This window comes from Clostridium sp. C8-1-8 (assembly GCF_009928445.1).
In the GTDB taxonomy this organism is placed as follows: domain Bacteria; phylum Bacillota; class Clostridia; order Clostridiales; family Clostridiaceae; genus Clostridium_AR.
In genome coordinates this window covers 1-22,665 of sequence record NZ_JAABNO010000003.1, presented here as the reverse complement: position 1 = coordinate 22,665, position 22,665 = coordinate 1, and the positions used below count along the sequence as shown (strand labels likewise).

The 22,665-nt window shown below is 31.4% G+C and carries 20 protein-coding genes; 18 read left to right on the top strand and 2 right to left on the bottom strand.

Annotation, left to right across the window (positions count from 1 at the left end):
- Positions 1-120 precede the first annotated feature (120 nt).
- The 7 genes from GXK57_RS03840 (at position 121) to GXK57_RS03810 (ending at position 5,848) form a co-directional block, all read left to right on the top strand.
- On the top strand, positions 121-993 hold the full coding sequence (locus tag GXK57_RS03840) for a GNAT family N-acetyltransferase (protein WP_160671689.1): 873 nt from the start codon (positions 121-123) through the stop codon (positions 991-993).
- Between the two features lie 273 nt (positions 994-1,266).
- Positions 1,267-2,289, top strand: a complete 1,023-nt coding sequence (locus GXK57_RS03835) for a GH25 family lysozyme (RefSeq protein WP_160671686.1) — start codon at positions 1,267-1,269, stop codon at positions 2,287-2,289.
- 177 nt (positions 2,290-2,466) lie between these two features.
- Positions 2,467-2,664, top strand: coding sequence for a hypothetical protein (locus tag GXK57_RS03830; RefSeq protein ID WP_128214035.1), 198 nt, complete (start codon positions 2,467-2,469; stop codon positions 2,662-2,664).
- A gap of 153 nt (positions 2,665-2,817) precedes the next feature.
- Positions 2,818-2,973, top strand: a complete 156-nt coding sequence (locus GXK57_RS03825) for a hypothetical protein (protein ID WP_160671683.1) — start codon at positions 2,818-2,820, stop codon at positions 2,971-2,973.
- Positions 2,974-3,173: 200 nt separating this feature from the next.
- Positions 3,174-3,509, top strand: a complete 336-nt coding sequence (locus tag GXK57_RS03820; protein ID WP_160671681.1) for a hypothetical protein — start codon at positions 3,174-3,176, stop codon at positions 3,507-3,509.
- 442 nt (positions 3,510-3,951) lie between these two features.
- Positions 3,952-4,479, top strand: coding sequence for a sigma-70 family RNA polymerase sigma factor (locus GXK57_RS03815; protein WP_160671678.1), 528 nt, complete (start codon positions 3,952-3,954; stop codon positions 4,477-4,479).
- Positions 4,480-4,492: 13 nt separating this feature from the next.
- Positions 4,493-5,848, top strand: a complete 1,356-nt coding sequence (locus GXK57_RS03810; RefSeq protein ID WP_160671675.1) for a DUF4179 domain-containing protein — start codon at positions 4,493-4,495, stop codon at positions 5,846-5,848.
- Positions 5,849-5,997: 149 nt separating this feature from the next.
- Here GXK57_RS03810 and GXK57_RS03805 read toward each other — a convergent pair whose 3' ends face one another.
- The gene (locus GXK57_RS03805) at positions 5,998-6,186 is read right to left on the bottom strand and encodes a YjfB family protein (protein WP_243156361.1); all 189 of its coding nucleotides are present in this window, start codon (positions 6,184-6,186) and stop codon (positions 5,998-6,000) included.
- 322 nt (positions 6,187-6,508) lie between these two features.
- On the opposite strand from GXK57_RS03805, the gene GXK57_RS03800 reads away from it, so the two are divergent.
- The 5 genes from GXK57_RS03800 (at position 6,509) to GXK57_RS03780 (ending at position 12,638) form a co-directional block, all read left to right on the top strand.
- Positions 6,509-6,685, top strand: a complete 177-nt coding sequence (locus GXK57_RS03800; RefSeq protein WP_160671672.1) for a hypothetical protein — start codon at positions 6,509-6,511, stop codon at positions 6,683-6,685.
- A 33-nt stretch (positions 6,686-6,718) separates the two neighbouring features.
- Positions 6,719-8,746 (top strand): prolyl oligopeptidase family serine peptidase, encoded by a 2,028-nt coding sequence (locus tag GXK57_RS03795; RefSeq protein ID WP_160671669.1) that lies wholly within the window; start codon positions 6,719-6,721, stop codon positions 8,744-8,746.
- An 18-nt stretch (positions 8,747-8,764) separates the two neighbouring features.
- Positions 8,765-9,412, top strand: a complete 648-nt coding sequence (locus tag GXK57_RS03790; RefSeq protein WP_160671666.1) for an HD domain-containing protein — start codon at positions 8,765-8,767, stop codon at positions 9,410-9,412.
- 635 nt (positions 9,413-10,047) lie between these two features.
- Positions 10,048-10,893, top strand: a complete 846-nt coding sequence (locus GXK57_RS03785) for a YitT family protein (RefSeq protein ID WP_160671663.1) — start codon at positions 10,048-10,050, stop codon at positions 10,891-10,893.
- A 581-nt stretch (positions 10,894-11,474) separates the two neighbouring features.
- The gene (locus tag GXK57_RS03780; RefSeq protein ID WP_160671660.1) at positions 11,475-12,638 is read left to right on the top strand and encodes a VanZ family protein; all 1,164 of its coding nucleotides are present in this window, start codon (positions 11,475-11,477) and stop codon (positions 12,636-12,638) included.
- A gap of 289 nt (positions 12,639-12,927) precedes the next feature.
- On the opposite strand, the gene GXK57_RS03775 is transcribed toward GXK57_RS03780, so the two are convergent.
- The gene (locus GXK57_RS03775; RefSeq protein ID WP_160671657.1) at positions 12,928-13,509 is read right to left on the bottom strand and encodes a DUF1349 domain-containing protein; all 582 of its coding nucleotides are present in this window, start codon (positions 13,507-13,509) and stop codon (positions 12,928-12,930) included.
- A gap of 846 nt (positions 13,510-14,355) precedes the next feature.
- Between GXK57_RS03775 and kdpA the strand changes: the two genes are divergently transcribed.
- The 6 genes from kdpA (at position 14,356) to GXK57_RS03740 (ending at position 22,549) form a co-directional block, all read left to right on the top strand.
- Positions 14,356-16,035 carry a potassium-transporting ATPase subunit KdpA gene (gene kdpA, locus GXK57_RS03765; RefSeq protein WP_160671654.1) on the top strand — a complete coding sequence of 560 codons (1,680 nt, stop codon included), beginning with the start codon at positions 14,356-14,358 and terminating at the stop codon, positions 16,033-16,035.
- A 23-nt stretch (positions 16,036-16,058) separates the two neighbouring features.
- Positions 16,059-18,113 (top strand): potassium-transporting ATPase subunit KdpB, encoded by a 2,055-nt coding sequence (gene kdpB / locus GXK57_RS03760; protein ID WP_160671651.1) that lies wholly within the window; start codon positions 16,059-16,061, stop codon positions 18,111-18,113.
- 17 nt (positions 18,114-18,130) lie between these two features.
- Complete coding sequence (locus tag GXK57_RS03755) at positions 18,131-18,769, top strand: K(+)-transporting ATPase subunit C (protein ID WP_160671648.1); 639 nt, start codon at positions 18,131-18,133, stop codon at positions 18,767-18,769.
- A gap of 106 nt (positions 18,770-18,875) precedes the next feature.
- Positions 18,876-20,705: an ATP-binding protein gene (locus GXK57_RS03750; RefSeq protein WP_160671645.1), complete on the top strand. Its 1,830-nt coding sequence runs from the start codon at positions 18,876-18,878 to the stop codon at positions 20,703-20,705.
- A gap of 123 nt (positions 20,706-20,828) precedes the next feature.
- Positions 20,829-21,437: a response regulator gene (locus tag GXK57_RS03745; protein ID WP_160671642.1), complete on the top strand. Its 609-nt coding sequence runs from the start codon at positions 20,829-20,831 to the stop codon at positions 21,435-21,437.
- Positions 21,438-21,460: 23 nt separating this feature from the next.
- On the top strand, positions 21,461-22,549 hold the full coding sequence (locus tag GXK57_RS03740; protein ID WP_160671639.1) for a universal stress protein: 1,089 nt from the start codon (positions 21,461-21,463) through the stop codon (positions 22,547-22,549).
- Positions 22,550-22,665 lie beyond the last annotated feature (116 nt).

Here is a 22,665-nt window from a genome sequence, read left to right as displayed (position 1 = left end):
TAAAGTAAAAAAACTCTCTAAGATTAAATAGCTTTAAATAATATTAATAAATATATAGATTCTGAACTAAAAATAATTAGCTTTACGAAGTTATATATCCGTAAATGTGGAGGAATAGAATTGATAATTAAATCTTATAACAACTTAAACGACCAACTGGTAAAAGAAATTAAGGAGCTAGAGGCAGTCTGCAAGAAACAGGATAACTTAAAAGGAGATATTTTTCTTGATAACTCTTTAAATTTTAATAAAGATATAAATAATTTATTTATGGTCTATGAGGGAGAAAAATTAGTAAGTGTAATATATTTATTTATGCCAACTAAGGCAGAGGCTGAGGTTTCAGCATATACTCATCCTGAGTATAGAAAGAAAGGCTATTTTAAAACACTTTTAAATGAGGCTACAAAAGAAATAGAGAAATATGATGTAAAGGATTTTCTATTTGTATGCGAAAGTGAGGCTAAGGATGGAAAGCTAACTTTAAAGGCTTTAGAGGCTAAGTACGATTTTACGGAATATCTCCTAAAATATAATAAGAAATCAGACAAAGAAGATGCACACAGTGATATAACTCTAGAAAAAGCAAAGTTTGAACACTTAGATGCTATAATTGAAGCTTCAATGGATGCATTTGGAGAAGGCTATGAAGATGCTAAAAATTATGCTACTAATACAATTGATTCAAAAGATAGAGATATGTATTTAGTAAATTATAAAGACAAGATTATAGGAATGTGTTCGTTGAATTATTCGGAGGAGGATGTGTTTTTATTTGGCTTTGGTATAAAAAAAGAATATCAAGGAAAAAAACTTGGAAAGGCAGCACTTAGAAAAATAATAAATCTTGTAGTTAATGAAAAGAATAGAAACCTACGATTAGAAGTAGATAGTAACAATATAATTGCTTTCAATTTATATAAAAATTGTGGCTTTGAAATAAAGACTGCCTTTGAATATTATAGGCTTCTACGAAGTGAAATTAAATTATAACAACAAAAATAGCTAGCTAATATTGATGTTAACTAGTTTTTACAGTGAAATATGTAAAGTAGTATTTAACTAAAGTGAAGAAGCTTAGGCTTGTTCCTGAGTATATATCGCTCAATATTAATTTGAAGCAATAGTTAAGAAATTCTATTTTATCATTTATATAATGTTTTCTCACTAATTAAATAATATTATACATAAAATAATTGACTTAATGACGCAATTTTGGACCAAAATAGTGTTTTTTCACATATATAGTTAGTGAGGAGGGATATTATGTATCAAGGTATAGATATATCTAATTATCAGACTAATGTAGATTATTCAAGAGTTAAATATAGTGGTATTCAAGCAGCGTATCTTAAAGCTTCCGAAGGAACTACCTACAGAGATGTAATGATGACTACTCATTACAATGGGTTTAAGGCACAAGGGGTTTTAGTTGGTTTTTATCACTTTTTTAGAGCTAGAAGTGTTGAAAATGCAATTGATCAAGCAAACTTTTTTGTTGAAAACACAAGAGGATATGCTGTAGACCTAAAATATGCCTGTGATGTAGAGACTACTGAAGGACTTGGAAAAGATCTATTAAGTAGTTGTGTAAAAACTTTTATTGATAGGGTAAAGGAACTGACAGGAATAGACTGTATTGTGTATACAGGAAGCTATTTTTCTAAGAATAATCTTACAACTGTGCTTAAGGGTACTCAGCTTTGGTTGGCACACTACACCACAGGAACTCCTAGTTGGAATACAGAAATCTGGGATACCTGGAGTGGATGGCAGTATAGTGACTCTGGAAATGTCAATGGAATCTTTGGCAATGTAGACATGGATCAGTATAAAGAAGATTTATTAGTTGATAGATCAAATCCTCCAGTAGATCCTATCCCACCTATGGGCCAAGTAAATGGAGCTAATGCAGTTGTGCAGAATGATTGGTTTTATGGAAGAACTTCAACTGGAGATATAGATACTGGAAGAAGAGTAGATGTTGGTGATAGGATTAAAGTTATTGATGTATCTTATAGTAGACAGCTAGATCTTGTTGAATACCCAGTTCCTGGAGGAACAAGACAAACTTATATAAGAAATGTGGTTTCAAATATTGGGTATTTGAATGCACCTATTAGAATAAATGGTTACAGGGATGTTTACGATAGATTCTCAGGAAATAGAATAGGTAGTGTAAATAATGAAAATGTAATTGTTCTTGAGGACTTAGGAAATAATAGGTTGAATGTTGTATATAGTACAGACAAGGGACTATGGACCAAGTCAGGAGTAATAAACAGGTAAAAGCAAAGGGCTTAGGAGCACAATCTTCTAAGCCTTTTAATCTTATCTTAGTTTATATCACCGATAAAATTAAATATTAATAGATGACTAATAATGATATACAAAACATAAGTTTGTGCGAACTTATGTTTGCATTGGCGGTTCATATATAGTATAATGTTATTGAGGTGATTAGTAATGGATATATTAAAAAGTGCATTAGAATTTCATAGACCTGTTACGATTATCTACATGGATAAAGACAAAAAGATTACGAGAAGAAACATACAAGTGCTAGGTATAAAAGGTGAAAAGGTTGAAGCCTTTTGTTACCTAAGAAGACAAAAAAGATATTTTAAAAGAGAAAATATTCTTGCAGCACAGTATTTACATTAATATTAGAAGATAAAGTTACTGATAGAAGATTTTACTTATAAGTATAAACACTTCCTTTCTTAAAAAAGGATAATTTATGTTGCTTGAAGATAAAATATAGATAGATGAACCATAGGTTAATCTATCTATATTTTATTTATGGAGGTAATGTAAATGATACGTGAAATTGTAGGAGTTTCAACTCTTATTAATATGTTAAGTAATGAGAAGAAGCAAAAAAGAACATTCCCTGCTAAGACTATAGGATTTTTGGGAACTGCCACTGGTGTTGGTGTGGCTACATACATGCTAATGAAGAATAAGATATAAACTTTTCATAAAACAGCACTGATATATAGTATCAGTGCTGTTTTATCCTATTTTAAATGATTAATACGTTGATTTTTGGAATATAATTGAAATATAATATAGATATTGTTAGATAAATAATCTTAAATGCATATTATCTATACAACAATAAGCATGTGAAAGGAATTATAAATGAGAAGTAAATTGGCAATTATCACAGTATGTATAGCAGCTATTTAATAGTATGTTATTTCGAATTTTTCTCTGATTACTCTTATCTTGTGACTACCAAAGGAAATATTACTACTGCTAGTAGTAGTGGTTCTGGAGGATCTTTCAAAGGTAAAAAAGGAGAAAAAGTTGATTTTTTCTGTAGCTCTACTGTTAAACAAGGCACTTTAGCTATAGTGTTGGAAGATTCTACTGGTAAAGTAGTTAAGAATTTTCAGACTAACAAGGATTATAAAGAACAAATCAGTTTAGATAATGATGGAGAGTATGACTTTTCTGTGAAATATGAAAACTTCGTTGGAAACTTTGATATAAAGTGTAAGTAGAATATTACTTTAACATATTTTGTAGTATTATAGATATATAATATTGCATAATGAAAATAATCCAAACTCTAAATAACAATTTAGCGTTTGGATTATTTTTGTTTTAGCATTGACCACAGTGAGTAATTAAGATATAGTCCTGTAATAGTTTAAAACTGAGGATATATTTTAAACATTGAAAGGAGTATATCATAGGTTAGTTACAGTATTATAATGCTCTTTTTTAAAAAAATTATACGAAAAGTTTTGAAGTGCGTGAACGTTTTTAGTAACTCATATGTCTAATGAGTATACAAAGATGCAACACTTCAATCCGAAATCTATTTTCAAAGCTTCTCTGTGGCCAGAGAGGAGTTTGAAAATATAAGTTTTGTTATGAAGTGGTACATCTAGGCTTAGCTAAGAGTATATAATTGAAATGTAAATCACAGGAGGACGTAAAATGGAGCTCACATCAAATATAGAAAAAGTTGATTCTGATTGTTCAGATATAGTACTTGCCAAGAAAGGTGACAAAGATGCCTTTATAAGAATGATACAAAACAATAAGCAAAGTCTTTACAGAGTAGCTGTTAGTTTTCTTTCTAATAGCCATGATGTGGAAGATGCTATTCAAGCATCAATTATAAAGGCATATGAAGGTATAGGTAAGTTAAGGAAAGATGAGTACTTTAAAACCTGGATTATAAGGATAGTGATAAATCAGTGTAAGGATATATTAAAGAAAAATAAAAGACTAATATCCATAGAAGAAGTAAGTATAAATGAGGGATTTACCGATGACCTTACAAAACTAGAGCTTATGAGTGCTATAAAGCAATTAGATAGTGATTTAAGAATTGTTACCACTTTGTTTTACTTTGAAGACATGGCTCAAAAGGACATTGCTAAGATATTATCAATTCCGGAAGGCACTGTTAGATCAAGGTTGTCCAGAGCAAGAAGTAAGCTTTATGAGTTATTAAAATAGTAGAGGTGATAATATGAATAATAATTTTATAGATGAAATGATTAGTGAAAAAGCTAAATTAGAAAAAAGTTTTATTCCAGTACAGGTTGATAACATAATAGGGGACACCTTACAGCAGCTACCTAAAAAGGTCAAGAAGAAAGTAAGCATTCCTAAAAAGCTAGCTTTAGCTGCTACTTTTATGCTAGCTATACTAACTTTAACCACAATGGCTTTTCCAGCTTACGCAAAAAATATACCTGGGGTTAATTCAGTATTTAAGCTTTTTAGTAAAGATAACATGATAGAACCTATATATGCTCAGTATGGAAGTAATATGGAGCTAAGCAGTAAATCAAATGGAGTAACCATTACAATAAATGATGTTGCCTGTGATGGATTAGAGTTAGCTATAGGCTATACTATAGAAAGTAAAAAAGATATAAAAGATGGTATGAACTTAATAATGAATAGCAGTGCCAAATTCAATAATACTGCTTTAAATAGTGCTGGATTGAATGGTAAAGCTATTGATAAAAATACCTATAAAGGCGTGATTCACTATGGGTTTGATAAAAAAAATATCTCAGAGGTAAAGAAAATAATTGATAGTAAAGATGATAAAAAGGAATTTACGGTACAATTAAAGTATTGTAATGTTGATGATAATATAAAGGGAGATTGGGAATTTAATTTTAAAGGCAGCCTAGCAAGTATATTAAAGCAAAGAAAAGAAATTAATACAGAGGTAGATTTATCAAGCTTAGCTAATGATCTGAAAGTACACTCACTTACTATATCTCCACTAAATACGGAACTTAGCCTTACTGGCGGTGTGAAAAGTAATAATATAGATTTAGGTATCTTTGCGTATGATGATAAAGGAAGATTTGCTTTTGGTTCAGGTATGGGAGGCGACGGAAATAAGGATGGTACCTTCGATTATGGAGTGGATTTTAAGAATGTAAATACTGATGCAAAGGAGTTGACTTTTATCCCCTATATATTAAATAAGGATAATGGGGTAGAGGTTGGAGATACCATAGAACCTTTGAATTTCTCAGGTAAAACTATTTTGGACTTTAAAAAGATGGGAGTAATGACCATAGAAAAGGTTGAACAAAAAGATAACAGCACTTTACTTTACTATAAAAAAGAAGGTTATATTAAAGGACTTGATGTATTTCAGTTTGAGGTAATAGGTAAAGACAGTAAGGTTTATGTGAACTATGGTAAGATGGGCATAGATGCTAAAGACCTAGGTGATGATCATTATGTGGTGGAACTACCAAAGCTAAAAGAGAATCAAAATTACACTATAAAAACAACCAATTTTGGACAGCTATTTGATGTAAGAGAAGACTTGAAGTTCAAAATTAAGGTTAATTAATTATAAAAGGGCTGTAAAGAAATTCTGGTAGGCGACATAAATTTTTTCGATGTTGGCTCTGAGTAGCTGTCCTAGCCAATGACATTGCTGATTTAAGTTGAAATAATATAGTTTCACCAATAAAAAAGGTTGGATATAAATCCAGCCTTTTATGCTTTAACATCTAATTTAATACCTACATTTGGGTTTGCACTCAGCTCCATCATCTTTATGAGAGCTTGGGCGTCATCCTTTGAGGTGTCAATTGTTTTCTTTGTTAGTGCAGTACCAACTTCCTGAGATAAGTTTTCTTGCTTCATGGTTATTGATAGATTAGCTATGTCTGTAATCATATCCATAGTATCCTCTCCCTTTATCCATTTGTTTTTATAGTTATATATTCTTAAAAAGAGAACCACTCTCTTCTAAACTTTCAATAAACCTTAGGGGATTCTAATGAAAATAAAAAGCTATTAACAAGTGGTTCAATTTTATTATCGGTATATATAGAAAAAACTTAACTTTATATGAATAATATTCTATTTATTTTGCAATTTTTTTAATAATAATATAATAAGTGTTAAAATATAGCAGGTTTTCAAGGTTAATACTTGGGTTATATTGTATTGGAAGTATAATAATGATAATATTGTATGTAATAGTTTTGAAGGGGGATAAATTATGTTAGAGGTAGATTATACACATGTTGCATTTGCCATAATAAATCTAGTAGTGCTAGTAGCTATAATTTTTCTTGTAATAATGTTATTTAAGAAAGTAAGCTACTATTTGAATTCTACCAAGAGAATAGAAGAAAAAGTCGATAAGATCTTAGAAAAACTAGAAGAAAAGAATTAGCGAAAACATGCCAGTTAGATGGGGGCGATAAGTTTGGTTAAGAAGGTAAGCGTAGTAGATAATTATCACGGAACGAAAATATATGATCCATATAGATGGATGGAAGACATCCATAGTGACGAAGTTAAAGCCTTTGTAGATGAGCATAACATTAAATCAGAAGAATATATTAAATCCTATGAGGGATATGAGGCTATAAAGGATAGAATAGCTGAGCTTTGGAGGTATGAGTCTTACTCTGCACCTTTAAAAAAAGGTCAGTATTACTACTTTTTCTATAATGACGGAAATAGTAATCAGCCAGGATTATACAGAGCAAAGGATATAAAAGGAGAGAAGTTTCTCTTAGTAGATCCAAGTGAATATTCTGAGGATAGTACTTCCTCAATTGGGGCTATTGCAGTAAATGAGAAAAAAGATATACTTGCTTATTCCATATCTCAAAAGGGTAGTGACTGGCAGGTAATAAAAATGCTTGATATGAGTACAATGACTACTCTCAAAGAAGAGATACAATGGTGCAGATTTACATCTATAACTTGGCTAGAGGATAATGAAAGATTTATATATTCCAGATATCCTCAGCAAGGATCTATGGAGGATGAAGAATTATCATATCATAACATGGTATGTATCCATAGATTAGGAACTAGTCAAGATGAAGATGAAGTGCTAATAGATGGAAGTGATAGATCACCTTATTCAAATTATGTAAGTTTATCATATGATAAAAAATATATTTTACTTGAAAAGAGTATAGGAACTTCTACAGAAAACCTAGTTTATTTGAAAGAAATAGACGATGCAAATGAGTTTTTTAGTCCAGTAGAAGGTAAAAATGGTTTTTGGTATTTTCTGGGAAATAAAAGTTTTAAGTTTTACTTCCTAACTAATTATAATGCACCTAAAAATAGAATTGTTGAGATTGATATAAGAAACTATAAAGAAGAAAATTGGATAGAAATAGTGCCAGAATACGCTACGGATACAATAACAGATGCTATATATAATGATGGATATATATTTATGTCAGTTATGCATGATGCTTATCATAAGGCGGTGCTTATTAACTTAGAAAGCAAGGAAGCTACTTACTTAGAAATAGGTGTTATGGGAGCTATTTCTGAAATATCTTGTGGTGAAAAAGGAAAAGAAATTTTCTTTTTATTTGCTTCTTATTTTATACCTAATACAATATACAAAGTAAACCTAGAACATAAAACTATGGAAAAAGTTCTTGAGCCAAGAATACCTTTGGACTTTTCTAATTATGAAACAAAGCAAGTGTTTGTTAAGTCAAAGGATGGTACAAGAATACCTATGTTTTTAAATTATAAAAAGGGCATTAAGCTAAATGGAGAAAATAAAACCGTACTTTATGCTTATGGTGGCTTTAATCTTAACAGAATTCCAGAGTTTAGAGTACCTGAAGTAGTATGGATGGAAAGAGGCGGAATATACGCTGTAGCCAATATCAGAGGTGGTAATGAATACGGTGAGCAGTGGCATAAAGCTGGTATGTTAGAGAATAAACAAAACTGTTTTGATGATTTTATCAGTTGTGGGGAATATCTTATTGAAGAAAAGTATACCAGCAGTAAGAAGCTTGCAATAAGAGGCCGTAGTAATGGAGGACTGTTGACAGGGGCTTGTATGGTTCAGAGACCTGAGCTTTATGGAGCTGTAATTACCCAGGTTGGAGTACTTGATATGCTAAGATATCATAAGTATACCATAGGCAGGTTTTGGATTCCGGAGTATGGCGATGCTGAGAATAATCCTGAACACTTCAAGTTCATGATAAAGTATTCACCACTTCACAACATAAGAAGTGGTATAGTTTATCCACCAGTATTTGTTCCTACAGGAGATAATGATGATAGAGTTTTACCTTGTCACTCCTATAAATATGTAGCTACCCTTGAAGAAGTAGCCTCTGGAGTAAACCCTATACTATTGAAGGTAGAAAAGAACGCTGGACATGGACAAGGTAAGCCTATATCAAAATTGATAGAAGTAGAAGCTGATATTTATAGCTTTTTAGAAAAAGCATTGAATTAGATTTAGAGGTATTAAAAATTGAATAATTTTATAAAGAATTCATTGATAACTATAGCAAAAGATAAGATAGATTCCAGTGATCCTTCTCACGATATATATCATGCGTTAAGAGTTTTAAATAATGCTGAGATTATATGTAATAAAGAAGGAGGGGATATGGATATAGTTATACCTGCGGCTTTATTTCATGATGTTATCTGTTATCCAAAGAATAGTAGAAAATCAACGCTATCCTCAAAAGAAAGTGCTGATTTCACCGTTGGTATATTGAAGAACTTTCAAGGGTATAATTCTTTAAAAATAGCAATGGTACATGAGGCTATCGAAAAATGCTCCTTTTCTAAAGGAATTACACCAAGATTTCTGGAAGGGAAGATTGTGCAGGATGCAGACAGATTAGAAGCAACTGGAGCTATATCTATAATGCGAACCTTTTGTTCTGCTGGACTCATGAAGTCAAGTCTTTACAATGTTAATGATCCCTTTTGCAAAGAAAGAGTACCAGATGGGAAACAGTATGCCTTGGATTTATTCTATTCTAGATTGTTAAAGATTAAGGATACTATGAATACAGAAACCGGTAGGATATTAGCAGAAGAAAGATCTTTGATCTTACAGCAGTTCTTAGAAGGTTTAAAAAGAGAAATAACTGTAGTTGATAAATAAGAATAATTTTAATCTTTAAGTTTTCAAAGTTTTTTCTTTGAACAAACATAAAACCTCATGATAACTTAAATGATAAAGTTAGTGCTTGATTAGCTACTAGTTAAATGCATGAAAATAATTTTAATAATTGACAGAAATTGAAGTTTTGGATATTATTATATTATATCTAAAAGACGTTCGCAGATAGTGTGTTTCTGTGTAATGAGAGCATATAAATCATAAAGTATTTATGGACCTAGTCCTTTATATTTTGATTTATATGCTCTTTTTTTACTGTAAATGTCAGTGTGAAAATTTTACTATTCATATAAGTAAAAAAAACTTCTCCTAGCTAAAGCTAGAGACATTGAGCCTTTATGACAGCTATATACAGTAAGAAAGTAATATTCATCTACTGTGTTTAGCTCATATGTTAGAAAAGGCAGATTCACAAAAACTCAAAAGCCTAACTTATACATTCTAGTTTAAATTTATTTGATAAAATGCATAAGTTAAGCTTTTAAGAGCGTTCTAAACTATAGGGAACCTTTATAAAAACTTAATTTATACTTGTTATAAAATCTAGGCTTCTAGGGATTTTGTGGCATGTATAAATTAATATTTGAAGTTGGTTCTCTACAAAAGGAGGGGGAAACATGAAGAACAAAATTAAGGACTTTATATTATTATTTATTGGATCAGTATTAGTAGCAGTTGGAACATATTTTTTCCTAGCACCAAATAAAATTGCAGCTGGAGGTATAAGTGGTGCTGCAATAATCATCAATAATTTAATTCCTAAACTTCCTATAGGTGGACTTATGATGTCTATGGAAGTAGTTTTATTTATACTTGGCATCCTAATAATAGGACCATTTTTCGGAGGAAAAACAATTTTTTGCAGCTTTTCTATCTCAGGGCTTATACTGATTTTTGAAGAATTATTTCCAAAAGTTCAACCGATTAATAATGATATTTTGGTACAACTTATATTTGGAGTTTTAATTTGCGGTGTAGGTATGGGCATTGTGTTTAATCAAAATGCATCAACTGGAGGAACAGATATAATAGCAAAGATTATTAATAAGTATTTTAATATTTCTATAGGTAATTCACTTTTAGCAGCAGATATTATTGTTACAGTAGCTGCTACTTCAGTATTTGGACTAAATGTGGGAATTTATTCAATACTTGGAGTAATAATTAACTGTACACTTATAGATAAGGTTATAAACACGCTTAACACTTATAAGCAAGTTGCCATAATAAGCTCTGAAGGGGAAGAAATAAAGAGATATATAATGGATGTTCTCGAGAGGAGCGCTACAATTTATTATGCTAAAGGAGCGTATAATAACAGCGAAAGTGAAGTAATTACAACTATTCTTAGCAGAAAGCAGTTCCAGCAGCTGAAGCAATTTATAGCAGATATAGACGATAGAGCTTTCATTACCATAAACGAAGTGAATGAGGTGCTTGGAGAGGGCTTTACTTTTAGTTAAGTATTATGATATTAGTAAAATTGTAATTTAGCTGTAGGATCTGAAAGCAATTTATAAGAACTCTCTAATATAGTTATCTACAGAAGATAACAAATATGAGTGAAATTGGCCATTTTTAAAACACACTGTTGTATTTATATTTTCAACAGTGTGTTTTCTGCTATTTGGGATTTATAGTCAATATAAAGTTGTCTATAATTGTGAGTAGATGCCTTAAATATATATAGAAGAAAGAATTAAAAAAATGTACTGTTCGAACGTAGTTAGTTTACAGTTTTAATCAAAGTTGCATCACTTCAATCATTAAACTATTTTCAAAACTCTGCTAGAATCTGAGCAGAGAATTTCAAAATATAAAATCATTATGAAGTGATACATCGATGTAATATGACAAAATAATATTAATTCTTTGCGCAAGCTCATCTAAGCATCGAATGATTTATTCAGCACAGTACTTTAACATGGCCTAAATTTAAATTATAAGTTAGTAATTAGAACTTTCGTGTAACAAAAATGTAATTTATCAAGTTAATGTAAGATGTTATAATTTGAAATAGTATATTGGAGTAGGGGGATTTTTAATGGGTATGTTGAGCGTTAATGCTGCAATAATTATTTTTATATCTTATATTATTTGGGTTATATATAGGTTAATACTTTGGAGAAAAAATAAAAAGATAAATTATCTTAGGGAAATTCTTATGAATATATTTTTTATATATTTACTTATAGTTCTCAGTTTGACATTGTTTAAGATGGGAGAGTTAATGATATCCTCTAGGTTTAATCGTACTATAAACATAGTACCTGTTATTGAAACTATTCGTATGTTCAATGGTAGTGGATCATTAAGAATAGCTATATACAATGTTGTTGGTAACAGTTTAGTACTAATCCCATTTGGTTTTATGCTGCCAATTTTATTTGAGAAGACAAATAAAATATCAAAGATTGCTTTTTATGGCGCAATTACTTCAATATTTATAGAGTTTTGTCAGTACTTCACAGTAAATAATACTACAGATATTGATGATGTTATACTAAATACCTTTGGTGCAGTTATAGGACTAGTGTGCTATAGAGTTTTCATCAAAATATTGAAGGCAATTAAATTGATTAATTTAGTAGAAAAGATAACTGATAAAGAAAATAAGAAACTTTTAAGACTTGCAATAAAGCCCTTATCATCAATGGTAGCTGCTGCTTTAGTATTATGTGCGATTGCTTTTTACAATAACACCTTTTCAAACAAGCTTTCTGATAAGGACTTATATGTACATGCTTTTAATCAATTTGGTGGAGAGCTTGTAGCCAGTAAAGAACTTAAGGACAAAAAGCTTTTACTTGTAGATAATAAAGATTTCTTAGAACTTGAGGAAATGTCTAAAACTATCGGGGATAGGTATGTTAGGGATCCTTCAATGCAGATGGATATGAGAAATAGAGATCACGGTTATTATATTGATATATTGTATAGTGACAATGGTCATAAAGCACAAGTGGTGGCTTTCGGTAAAAATAAGAATTCTAAGACAATAGAGATAAATTTTAATGGTAAATTAATTAAAGAAGAATTAAAACCAAAGGAATTCTTCATAGTGGCACATCCATATAATGAAAATTTGGCTGAAAACTCAGATGTATACAACTTTGGCAGAGGGGAATGTAAGGATTTGACCATAAAGTTTTATGACGATAAAGGAAAAGAGGATAAGGATATGGAGGATTCTTTTGGACATAACTAAGGTGTTATGGGTTGTGTGAATCCTTTGATAAAAATGTATTGGATATACTAAGATACATATAATTGATGAATTTAAGAAAAAATACGGTGCTGTGATTATCACAGCACCGTATTTTTGTTAAGTTAAGGATAAGAGTATTAATTATCTTAAATTAAGTTTTAATATAGGTTTAGCGTTCATAACTTAACTATTAATTTATATATGCCTGATAATCCATAGAAGCCTACATTATCGAACAAGTATAACTTAAGCTTCCATATAGTTTAAGTGTCGCCGAAATATAATTGCCTTAATTCCACATACACTCTGTTACTTTCATTTCAGTGAATATTGCTTCGAAGGAAGCTTCACTTGGACTGCAGGCGTAGATTCCAAAGTTAATTTGTTCATCTGCCTTAAAAAGATGAAATATTCTCATCTGATAAAAGGTTACTCCGTCATAGGAGTTTTCAATGCAAAAGTCGCTGCCACGGCGGCTTAATCTATAATACATAGACTTTACATTAGCGTCAATATCTGTTGTTGCCCAATCTGAATAGCCTTGATTGGTAACTACGCTTCCAAGTCTTTGATAATGCTCATCCTCATATTCTATAGATGCCTTAAACCAGTTATTGCTATCTTGGTATATTATAACTCCACATTGGTCATATTCAGCCTTACTATGAAAGGTGGTCTTTACAGTGAAGGAGAAGAACTTTTCAGAAGTTGACTGTAGTAATGCAGGAGCATTGTCATGTTGAAAGTTGTAATAAGTGTTTTGCCAAAAATCTGTATTTGCTTCTGTTTTAATAATAACCTTATCTTCAGTTATCTCAAAGGTTCTTGGCTTAAAAATCCAATTCATATCGTGAGTATTTAAGTTAAACATATGAACACCTCGCAGCTTTAATATTTAAATTAATATTAATATAGTACATTGTAATTATATACCAAGTAAAAAGACAATGTATAGATAGCTTCGTAAGAGTATTACATAATAGTAGTATTAAGTATTATACATAATGCTTACTGTTAACAGGGTATTTTAACAGAACCTAAAACTTATTTTTTAAAAGTTCATCTCATAATCGAGAGGAGTTTTGAAAATTGATTTAGCATGAAAGTAAAATTTTAATTTATTTTTTAAAAAAAATTTTTCTAGATCTGCAAAAAAGATATTTTAATAGTTGTTTATTATTGAAAGTAATCGTTACAAATCCTTGTAAACTTACTCTAATTTTATATAATTCTTTGCAGAGAACACAAAACTATTGAAAAAATGCCTAATTCTAGTGTAAGAATAGGCTTTTTTTATTTAGCGATAAAAAACTAAATATCTTGAACTAAGGCTTTGAAAGGATAAGATAGTTTAGCTAGTTAGCCGGTAATGCTAGCAAAAAGTCCTATATGCCTTTTTCCAAGGATTTCAGCTGAAAACAATTAGAGATATATAATGAGCCTACAAGAAAGGTAAAGATTAAAGGGGGAATTAATATGATAAAAGATATTATTTTTATTGGAGCTATGATTGGTTTATATTTCTTATTCAATATTCTAGTGGTGTTTTGTGATAATTCAATAGAAATGAAATTACAAGATTAAATGAAAAGAGGTAATATTCATGTTATTTTTAGCGATTTTAGTTATGGCATTATTTGTATATCTGGGGTATGCGTTATTTAATCCAGAGAAATTTTAAGAATGAGAAATTTAGGATAAAGTGTGGAGGACAGAAATGGATATTTTACAAATAGTAATAACTTTGATTTTATTTATTTTGCTAATAGTACCTATGGGAAAATATTTATATAAAGTAGCTACAGGTGAGAAGTCTTTTGTTGATCCTATCTTCAATAAGGTTGATAACTTTCTTTTTAAGCTTGGTGGCATCAACAAAGAAGAAATGAGCTGGAAAAAGTATGCTATTTCATTATTAATATGTAACTCTATTATGGCAATTGTAGCATATATAATTTTAAGAATTCAGTGGGTTGGATTATTAAATCCTAATCATATAAGTGGTATGGAGCAGAGCTTAAGCTTTAATACTGCTATAAGCTTTATGACAAATACCAATCTTCAAGATTATAGTGGTGAATCATCGCTTTCCTATTTTAGTCAGATGATTGTAATAATTTTTATGATGTTTACCTCAGCTGCTAGTGGATTTGGAGCAGCCTTAGCTTTTATTAGAGCCCTAACAGGAGAAAAAAAGACAGTAGGTAACTTTTTTATTGATATAGTAAGAATAATAACTAGAGTTTTTATACCTTTATCAATAATAGTTGCAGTAATACTTATGTGGCAAGGGGTTCCTCAAACTTTATCGCCAAACATTACTGTACACACAATAGAAGGAAAGCTTCAAGATATAGCTTTAGGACCAGTTGCGGCTTTAGAGGCTATAAAGCATATAGGAACAAATGGGGGAGGATTCTTTGGAGCTAATTCAGCTCATCCTTTTGAAAATCCAACTGCTATTAGTAATTTAGTGGAAATACTCTCCATGATGTTACTACCAGGTGCTTTAGTTTATACCTTTGGACTTATGATAAAGAATAAGAGGCAAGGTTGGACAATATTTGCCGCAATGGCACTGCTGTTTATATTGGTTTTACCAATAGCTTATACTGCGGAGAGGGCAGGAAATCCTGGACTGATTAGTACAGGACTATCCCAAAGCTTAGGTAATATGGAAGGAAAGGAAGTTAGATTTGGAGTAGCTCAGTCCTCTTTATTTACCACTGTAACTACTGCTTTTACTACTGGATCTGTAAATAATATGCATGACTCACTTACACCTATTGGAGGTATGGTAGCATTGTGGAATATGATGTTGAATGTGGTTTTTGGCGGTAAGGGTGTTGGGCTTATGAACATGCTAATGTATGCTATTTTAGCGGTATTTTTGTGTGGACTTATGATAGGTAGAACTCCTGAGTTTTTAAGAAAGAAGATTGAGGGTAAGGAGATGAAGCTTATTGCACTGGCTATAATAATTCATCCATTAATTATATTACTTCCTTCAGCTTTATCCTTAGTTCTTAATAGTGGACTTGCAGGAATAACCAATCCTGGTTATCACGGCTTATCACAGGTATTGTACCAATATGCCTCTTCAGCTGCCAACAATGGATCGGGCTTTGAAGGATTATTAGATAACACTGGATTTTGGAACACTACTACAGGTATAGTGATGCTTTTAGGTAGATATGTGTCAATGATTTTACTTTTGGCTGTAGGTGGTTCTTTGGCTGAGAAGCAATTACTGCCAGAAAACGAGGCGGCTTTTAAAACTGATAACAAGATGTTTATAGTTATCCTAGTGGCAGTAGTTCTAATAATTGGTGCATTAACATTTTTACCAGCGTTAGCCCTTGGACCAGTATCTGAGCATCTAACTATTGGAAGGTAGACAATTAAGAAGGAGTAATTGATATGAGTAAAAACGGTAAAAAGTTTATAAATAAGGAAATAGCAGTCACTGCTTTTAAAGATTCATTTATAAAATTAAATCCTAAAACCATGGCAAAAAATCCAGTAATGTTCATAGTTGAAATAGGTTTTATATTGACATTGCTTTTAACTATATTTCCTAAGATTTTTGGTGATAATGGACAAAATATAAGATTATATAATGGAATAGTTTCACTGGTATTATTGATAACTGTTCTATTTGCAAATTTTGCTGAAGCTGTGGCAGAAGGCAGAGGAAAGGCACAGGCTGAAACTTTAAAGAAGACAAGGAAAGACACAAAGGCAAAGCTTTTGGATATAAATGGAGGTATAACAGAAATTAGTGCAAGCGAATTAAAGAAAGGTGACATCGTATTGGTTGAAAATGGTGATTTGGTGCCCAATGATGGTGTGGTCATAGAAGGGCTTGCTTCAGTGGATGAATCAGCAATAACTGGTGAGTCAGCTCCAGTACTTAAGGAAGCCGGCGGAGATTTTAGTTCTGTTACAGGAGGAACTAAAGTAGTTAGTGACTGGTTAAAGGTGAAAATATCTGCTGCCCCAGGAGAGTCATTCTTAGATAAGATGATAAGTCTAGTAGAAGGAGCTTCAAGGCAAAAAAGTCCTAATGAAATTGCATTGAGCACTTTGCTGGTTAGTTTGACTATAATATTCCTAATAGTAATAGTGGCACTTTTCCCTATGGCTAATTATTCAAAGGTTAACATACCTATATCTACTCTAATTGCTCTTTTAGTTTGTTTGATACCAACCACCATTGGAGGTTTACTTTCAGCAATTGGTATAGCAGGTATGGACAGGGTTACAAGGTTTAATGTTATAGCGATGTCTGGAAAAGCTGTAGAAGCTTGTGGAGATGTAGATACAATGATTCTAGACAAAACCGGAACAATAACCTTTGGTAACAGGATGGCTGCAGAGTTTATTCCTATTGGAAAGCACACCTTAGATGAAGTTACTAGATTTGCTGCGCTTTCTTCAGTAAAAGATGGTACTCCAGAAGGAAGATCCATTGTTGAGTTAGCTAAGAAAAATAATATGGTAGTAGATGAAAAAGAATATATAGACAGTGAGTTTATTGAATTTACAGCTCAAACTAGGATGAGTGGTATTGATATAAAAAATGGTATTAAGGTAAGAAAAGGTGCTACGGATGCCATAAAAGCCTTTGCTAAAGACGAAGGTGGGGAGATTCCAAGTGATTTAGATGAGGTTACAGAGAAGATATCTAAACTAGGTGGTACGCCTTTAGTGGTTGCAGTAGACAAATATATAGTAGGAGTTATATATCTAAAGGATACTGTGAAGCCAGGTTTAGTAGAGCGTTTTGAGAGATTGCGTCAGATGGGAATTAAAACCGTCATGTGTACTGGAGACAATCCCCTTACTGCAGCTACAATAGCAAAAGAAGCAGGTGTAGATGATTTTATAGCAGAATGTAAACCAGAGGATAAAATCTTTGTAATAAAGAAAGAGCAAGCAGAAGGAAAGATAGTAGCTATGACTGGAGATGGGACAAATGATGCGCCAGCTTTAGCTCAAGCAGATGTAGGGCTTGCTATGAATAGCGGAACTCAATCAGCTAAAGAAGCTGCTAATATGGTAGACTTAGATTCTGATCCTACAAAGATTCTGGAGGTAGTTGAAATAGGTAAACAACTTCTTATAACAAGAGGTGCCCTTACTACCTTCAGTATAGCAAATGATGTTGCAAAATATTTTGCTATCATTCCAGCTATCTTTGCTATAGCTATTCCTCAGATGAACAAGATAAATGTAATGTCTCTTTCTACTCCTACAAGTGCTGTACTATCAGCCTTAATATTCAATGCCATAATAATTCCGCTTTTGATTCCTATAGCCATGAAGGGTGTAAAATATAAGCCTATGAAAACTGAAAAAATGCTGCTTAAAAATATATTGATATATGGAGTTGGTGGAATAATTGTACCATTTATAGGTATAAAAGTTATAGACGTAATAGTATCACCACTTCTGAAAGTATTAGGTTTATAAATATTGGAGGGTTTACTATGAAAAACATTATTAAAGCTTCACTAAGAATAACCTTGATTTTAATCATATTATGTGGACTTGCATATCCTTTATTATTGACAGGTATTGGTAAGGTGTTCTTTGCCAGTAAAGCTGAGGGAAGTTTAGTTAAGGTTAATGGGCAAGTTGTAGGATCTAAGCTAATTGGACAAAACTTTACAGATGAAAGATTCTTTAGAGGAAGGGTTTCAGCAGTTAATTACAACACTTATAAAGAAGAAGATAAGCTGCCAGATAAAGATGGAAAGGTTGCATATAGTGGAGTAGCTTCAGGCTCACAGAATCTAGCACCATCTAATCCAGCTTTAGCTGAAAGAGTTTCCAAGGATATGGAGGAGTTTTTGAAAAGTCACAGCAGCCTAAAAAAAGAAGATATACCTACGGATCTATTAACAAGCTCAGGGTCAGGACTTGATCCAGATATAACTCCTGAATCAGCAAAAATACAAGTGGATACTGTTTCTAAAGCTTCAGGTATATCAAAGGAAAAGTTAGAGGATTTAATTGAGAAACACACTGAAGAAAGAGCTCTAGGAGTTTTTGGAGAGAAAAAAGTCAATGTGTTGATGCTTAATCTTGAAGTAGCAGATATATTAAAGGCTCAAAGAAAATTATAAAGATTATTAATTATAGATTTTATACTGCATGAATGAGTAAGTGTTATAATCTAAAGTAAGTTGTGAATAGGCTTTAGATTATAAACATTTATTTGAGGTGAACAAATTGAAAACTATTAAAAGTAAATTGATGTTAGTTTATAGCGCTCTTGTAATTATGATAATAATTGTTGGGGCTATATCTGTAGCGAATATTAATTCCTTAGGAAGATCCATAGATGGATTAATTACTGAAAACTATAAAAGCATAAATGCTGCTAATAACATGAATAATGCTATTGATGAGCAGGATAAAGCTGCACTTAAATATTTGATAGGAGATAAGCAGGAAGCTGCTGTTTTGTTCAATGAAAATAATGCAGTATTTAATAAATGGTTTTACTGTGAAAGATACAATATAACTGAAAAGGGAGAAGAAAACATTGTAGAAGATATAAATAGTAGTTATGTTGATTTCACTAAGATGTTTTCTGAGCTTCAGCAAAAAAATAGCTCAGAGGCCAAGAACTTTTATGAAAGCAGTGTGCATTCACAAATATCAAAGATTAAGACTGATTTAAATAAATTGTCAACATTGAATGAAGAGGCAATGTTTAGAAAAAGAGGGTCTACTAGTAAAAGTGCCGAGTATTCTACAGACAGTGTATTTGTGATATTTGTAAGTGCTGCTATTTTTGGACTCTTTCTAGCAGTCATAATGACCAATAAATATTTAAATCCTATACACGCGCTCATTGCTACAGTTAAATCTTTACGGGAGGGCAATTTAGACAAACAGGCTCCAGTAATTAATGATGATGAAGTAGGGGTACTTGCTAGAGAGTTTAATAATATGACTAGGCGGCTATATGATTTTGAGACGAGTACTAAAGGTACACTTTTGGCAGAAAAAAATAGGTCCAATACAGTGATGAAAAGTATATCGGATCCGCTTATAGTTTTAGACTCAAGCTTTAAAATCAAATTTATAAACAATGCCTTTGAAGACTTTTTTGAAATGGAAGAAGAGGATGTTATAAATACCCATTTCTTACAGGTAGTTAAAAGAGTGGATGTATATGATTATGTATTCAAGATATTAAGAGAAGATCTTGAAGAGGATGGAGAGATTATCGAGATAAGCAAAGGTAAAAGAAATTATTTCTTCAATATTACAGTTAGAGTGATAAAGGATAAGGATCAGAGCATTGACGGGGCCATTGTCTTTTTTAAGGATGTAAGTGAACTTAAGCATTTAGAAATGATTAAGACGGATTTTATAGGTACTGTTTCTCATGAGCTTAAAACGCCCCTTACCTCACTTATGATGGGAGTAGGACTTTTAAATGATAAAAAGTTAGGTGCTTTAAATGAAAAGCAGCATAGAATATTGGAAACTTTAAAAGAAGATGTGGAAAAATTAAATGGTCTTGTAATGAATCTTTTAAAAATATCCAAGCTTGAAACAGATAAGGCTGCTTTTGATATGGAAGTTTGCAATATCTTAGAGATAATTTATAAATCTATAAGTAAGTTTAAAAAGCTTATAGAAGGTAAAAAAATATCTATTTATTATGAAATAGAAGATAAGCTTCCAGATATAGTTGGTGATAGTGAAAAAATATCCTGGGTTCTTAATAATATAATTTCAAATGCAATAAGATACACCGAGAAAGGAGCTATAACTGTTGGAGCGTATAAAGACGATGATAATGTATTTATATATGTTAAGGATACTGGTAGAGGTATACCAAAGGAATTTATTGAAAAGATATTTGAGAAATTTGTTAGGGTGGAAGGGTTTGAAGTTATGCCAGAGAGTACAGGCTTAGGTCTAGCCATTGCAAAGGATATTGTAAAAGCTCATGGCGGGGATATATGGTGTGAAAGTGAGCTTGATAATGGAAGTAAGTTTATATTCAGTCTGCCCATAAGAGATACAGAGGATATAGTTTAAAAACAATATGTAGTACAATACTATATTTAATATACTGAAGTTTTAAATACTAAACTTCTATATTGAGTTAAATACTTATTGTCTAAATAAATAACTAGTTTTTATGTTAGTAAAGGAGAAATAATGAAAAGAGTTCTAATTATTGATGATACTAAAAATATAAGAAATATGTTAAGAACTTGCTTAGAAATAAGAGATTATCAGGTAGTATTAGCGGAAAATGGAGTAAAAGCTTTAGAAATCATAGAAAGTCAAGGCGATACAATAGACCTTATTTTTTTAGATATAAGGATGCCTGGAATCAGTGGTACTGAAGTTCTAAGAGAGTTAAGAGATAAAAATATAAACTGCGCTGTTATAATAATGACAGCTTTTGCAACGGTAAAAAACGCCATAGACTGCACTAAACTTGGAGCCTTTGCCTATCTTCAAAAGCCTTTTTCACCAGAAAGAGTTAATTCTGTAATAGATGAATTCGAATGCAATAACAAGGCTAATGAAGAAGATATAAATTGCCAAGAGACAGGTAATATTGAAGAAATATATATAACAGCTGCTAGAGAACAAGTAGATATTGGTAGTTATGCTGAAGCCTTTACTAATTTAAAAAAAGCTTTATCTATAAATCCCTATAGTAAAGAAATATATGAACTTATTAGTAAGGTTAATGAAGGAATAGGTAATTTGGAAGAAGCTATAAGGTTTAATAATATATATAAGCTATTTAAATAAATTTCCTATGGTTAGAGGTATATATGAGCAATAGTATTAAAAGAGGAAAATTTAAGATATATCTTGGCTATGCGCCAGGAGTAGGAAAAACCTATACCATGCTAAAGGATGCTAATGAAATGCTTCAGGCAGGGGAAGATATTGTTATTGGATATTTAGAAACTCATGGAAGGATTGATACAGAAGAACAAATAAAAGACTTGCTTATAGTGCCAAGGAAAAAGATAGAGTATAAGGATAAGATATTTGAAGAACTGGATAAAGATAAGATTATAGAAATCAATCCTAGATATGTGTTAATAGACGAGCTTGCTCATACCAATGTGCCCAATAGTAAAAATATTAAAAGATATGAAGATATTGAAGAGATATTAGAGTACGGAATAAACGTAATATCCACTTTAAACATCCAGCATTTAGAGAGCTTGAATGATGTAGTTGAAAGAATAACTGAAATAAGTATTAAGGAAACAATACCTGATTATGTATTAAACTCTGCTGATGAAATAGTATTTGTAGATTTAACTCCTGATGCATTAATAAATAGATTAGCTAGAGGGAAAATATATAATATTGAAATAATCGGTAGAGCCTTAAGTAATTTTTTTAGAAAAGGCAATCTTACTGCTCTTAGAGAAATGGCATTAATTGAGGCTTCTATGGGGACAAGTAAATATCTTAATGGAAGTATTAGTGAGTGCTTTGGAGAAAAAGTAATTAGAAGAGATAAGGTAGTGGTATGCGTAAGCTCCAATCCTAAAGCTATCAATTTAATAAGAAGAGGAGCAAGGATCTCTAAGGCTCTAGAATGTGATTTTGTAGTAGTAGCAGTAGAATGCACTCATAGGTTTGCTCCAGAGATTAGAGAAAAAGACAGGGATATGCTGGAGAAATACAGAAGGTTAGCCATTTCTGTTGGAGGAAGTTTTAAAATGCTTAAAGGCAATAGCGTTTCCAAGGAATTAAGCAAGTTTATTAAATCAATTGAGGCAACTCAGGTTATTATAGGAAAAAGTAAAAGAACAAAGCTACAGACTATCCTTAGAGGATCAACGATAAGCAAGCTTCTCAAATATTCAAGAGAAGTAGAATATCATATAATACCTTACTAAATGTAGTTTTATTAAGAAAAAACTTAATATTTAGGCTATGTTAAAGTACTGTGTTGAAATGAAGTGGTCAGTCATCCGATGCTTAGATGAGCTTGCGCAAAGAATTAATATGATTT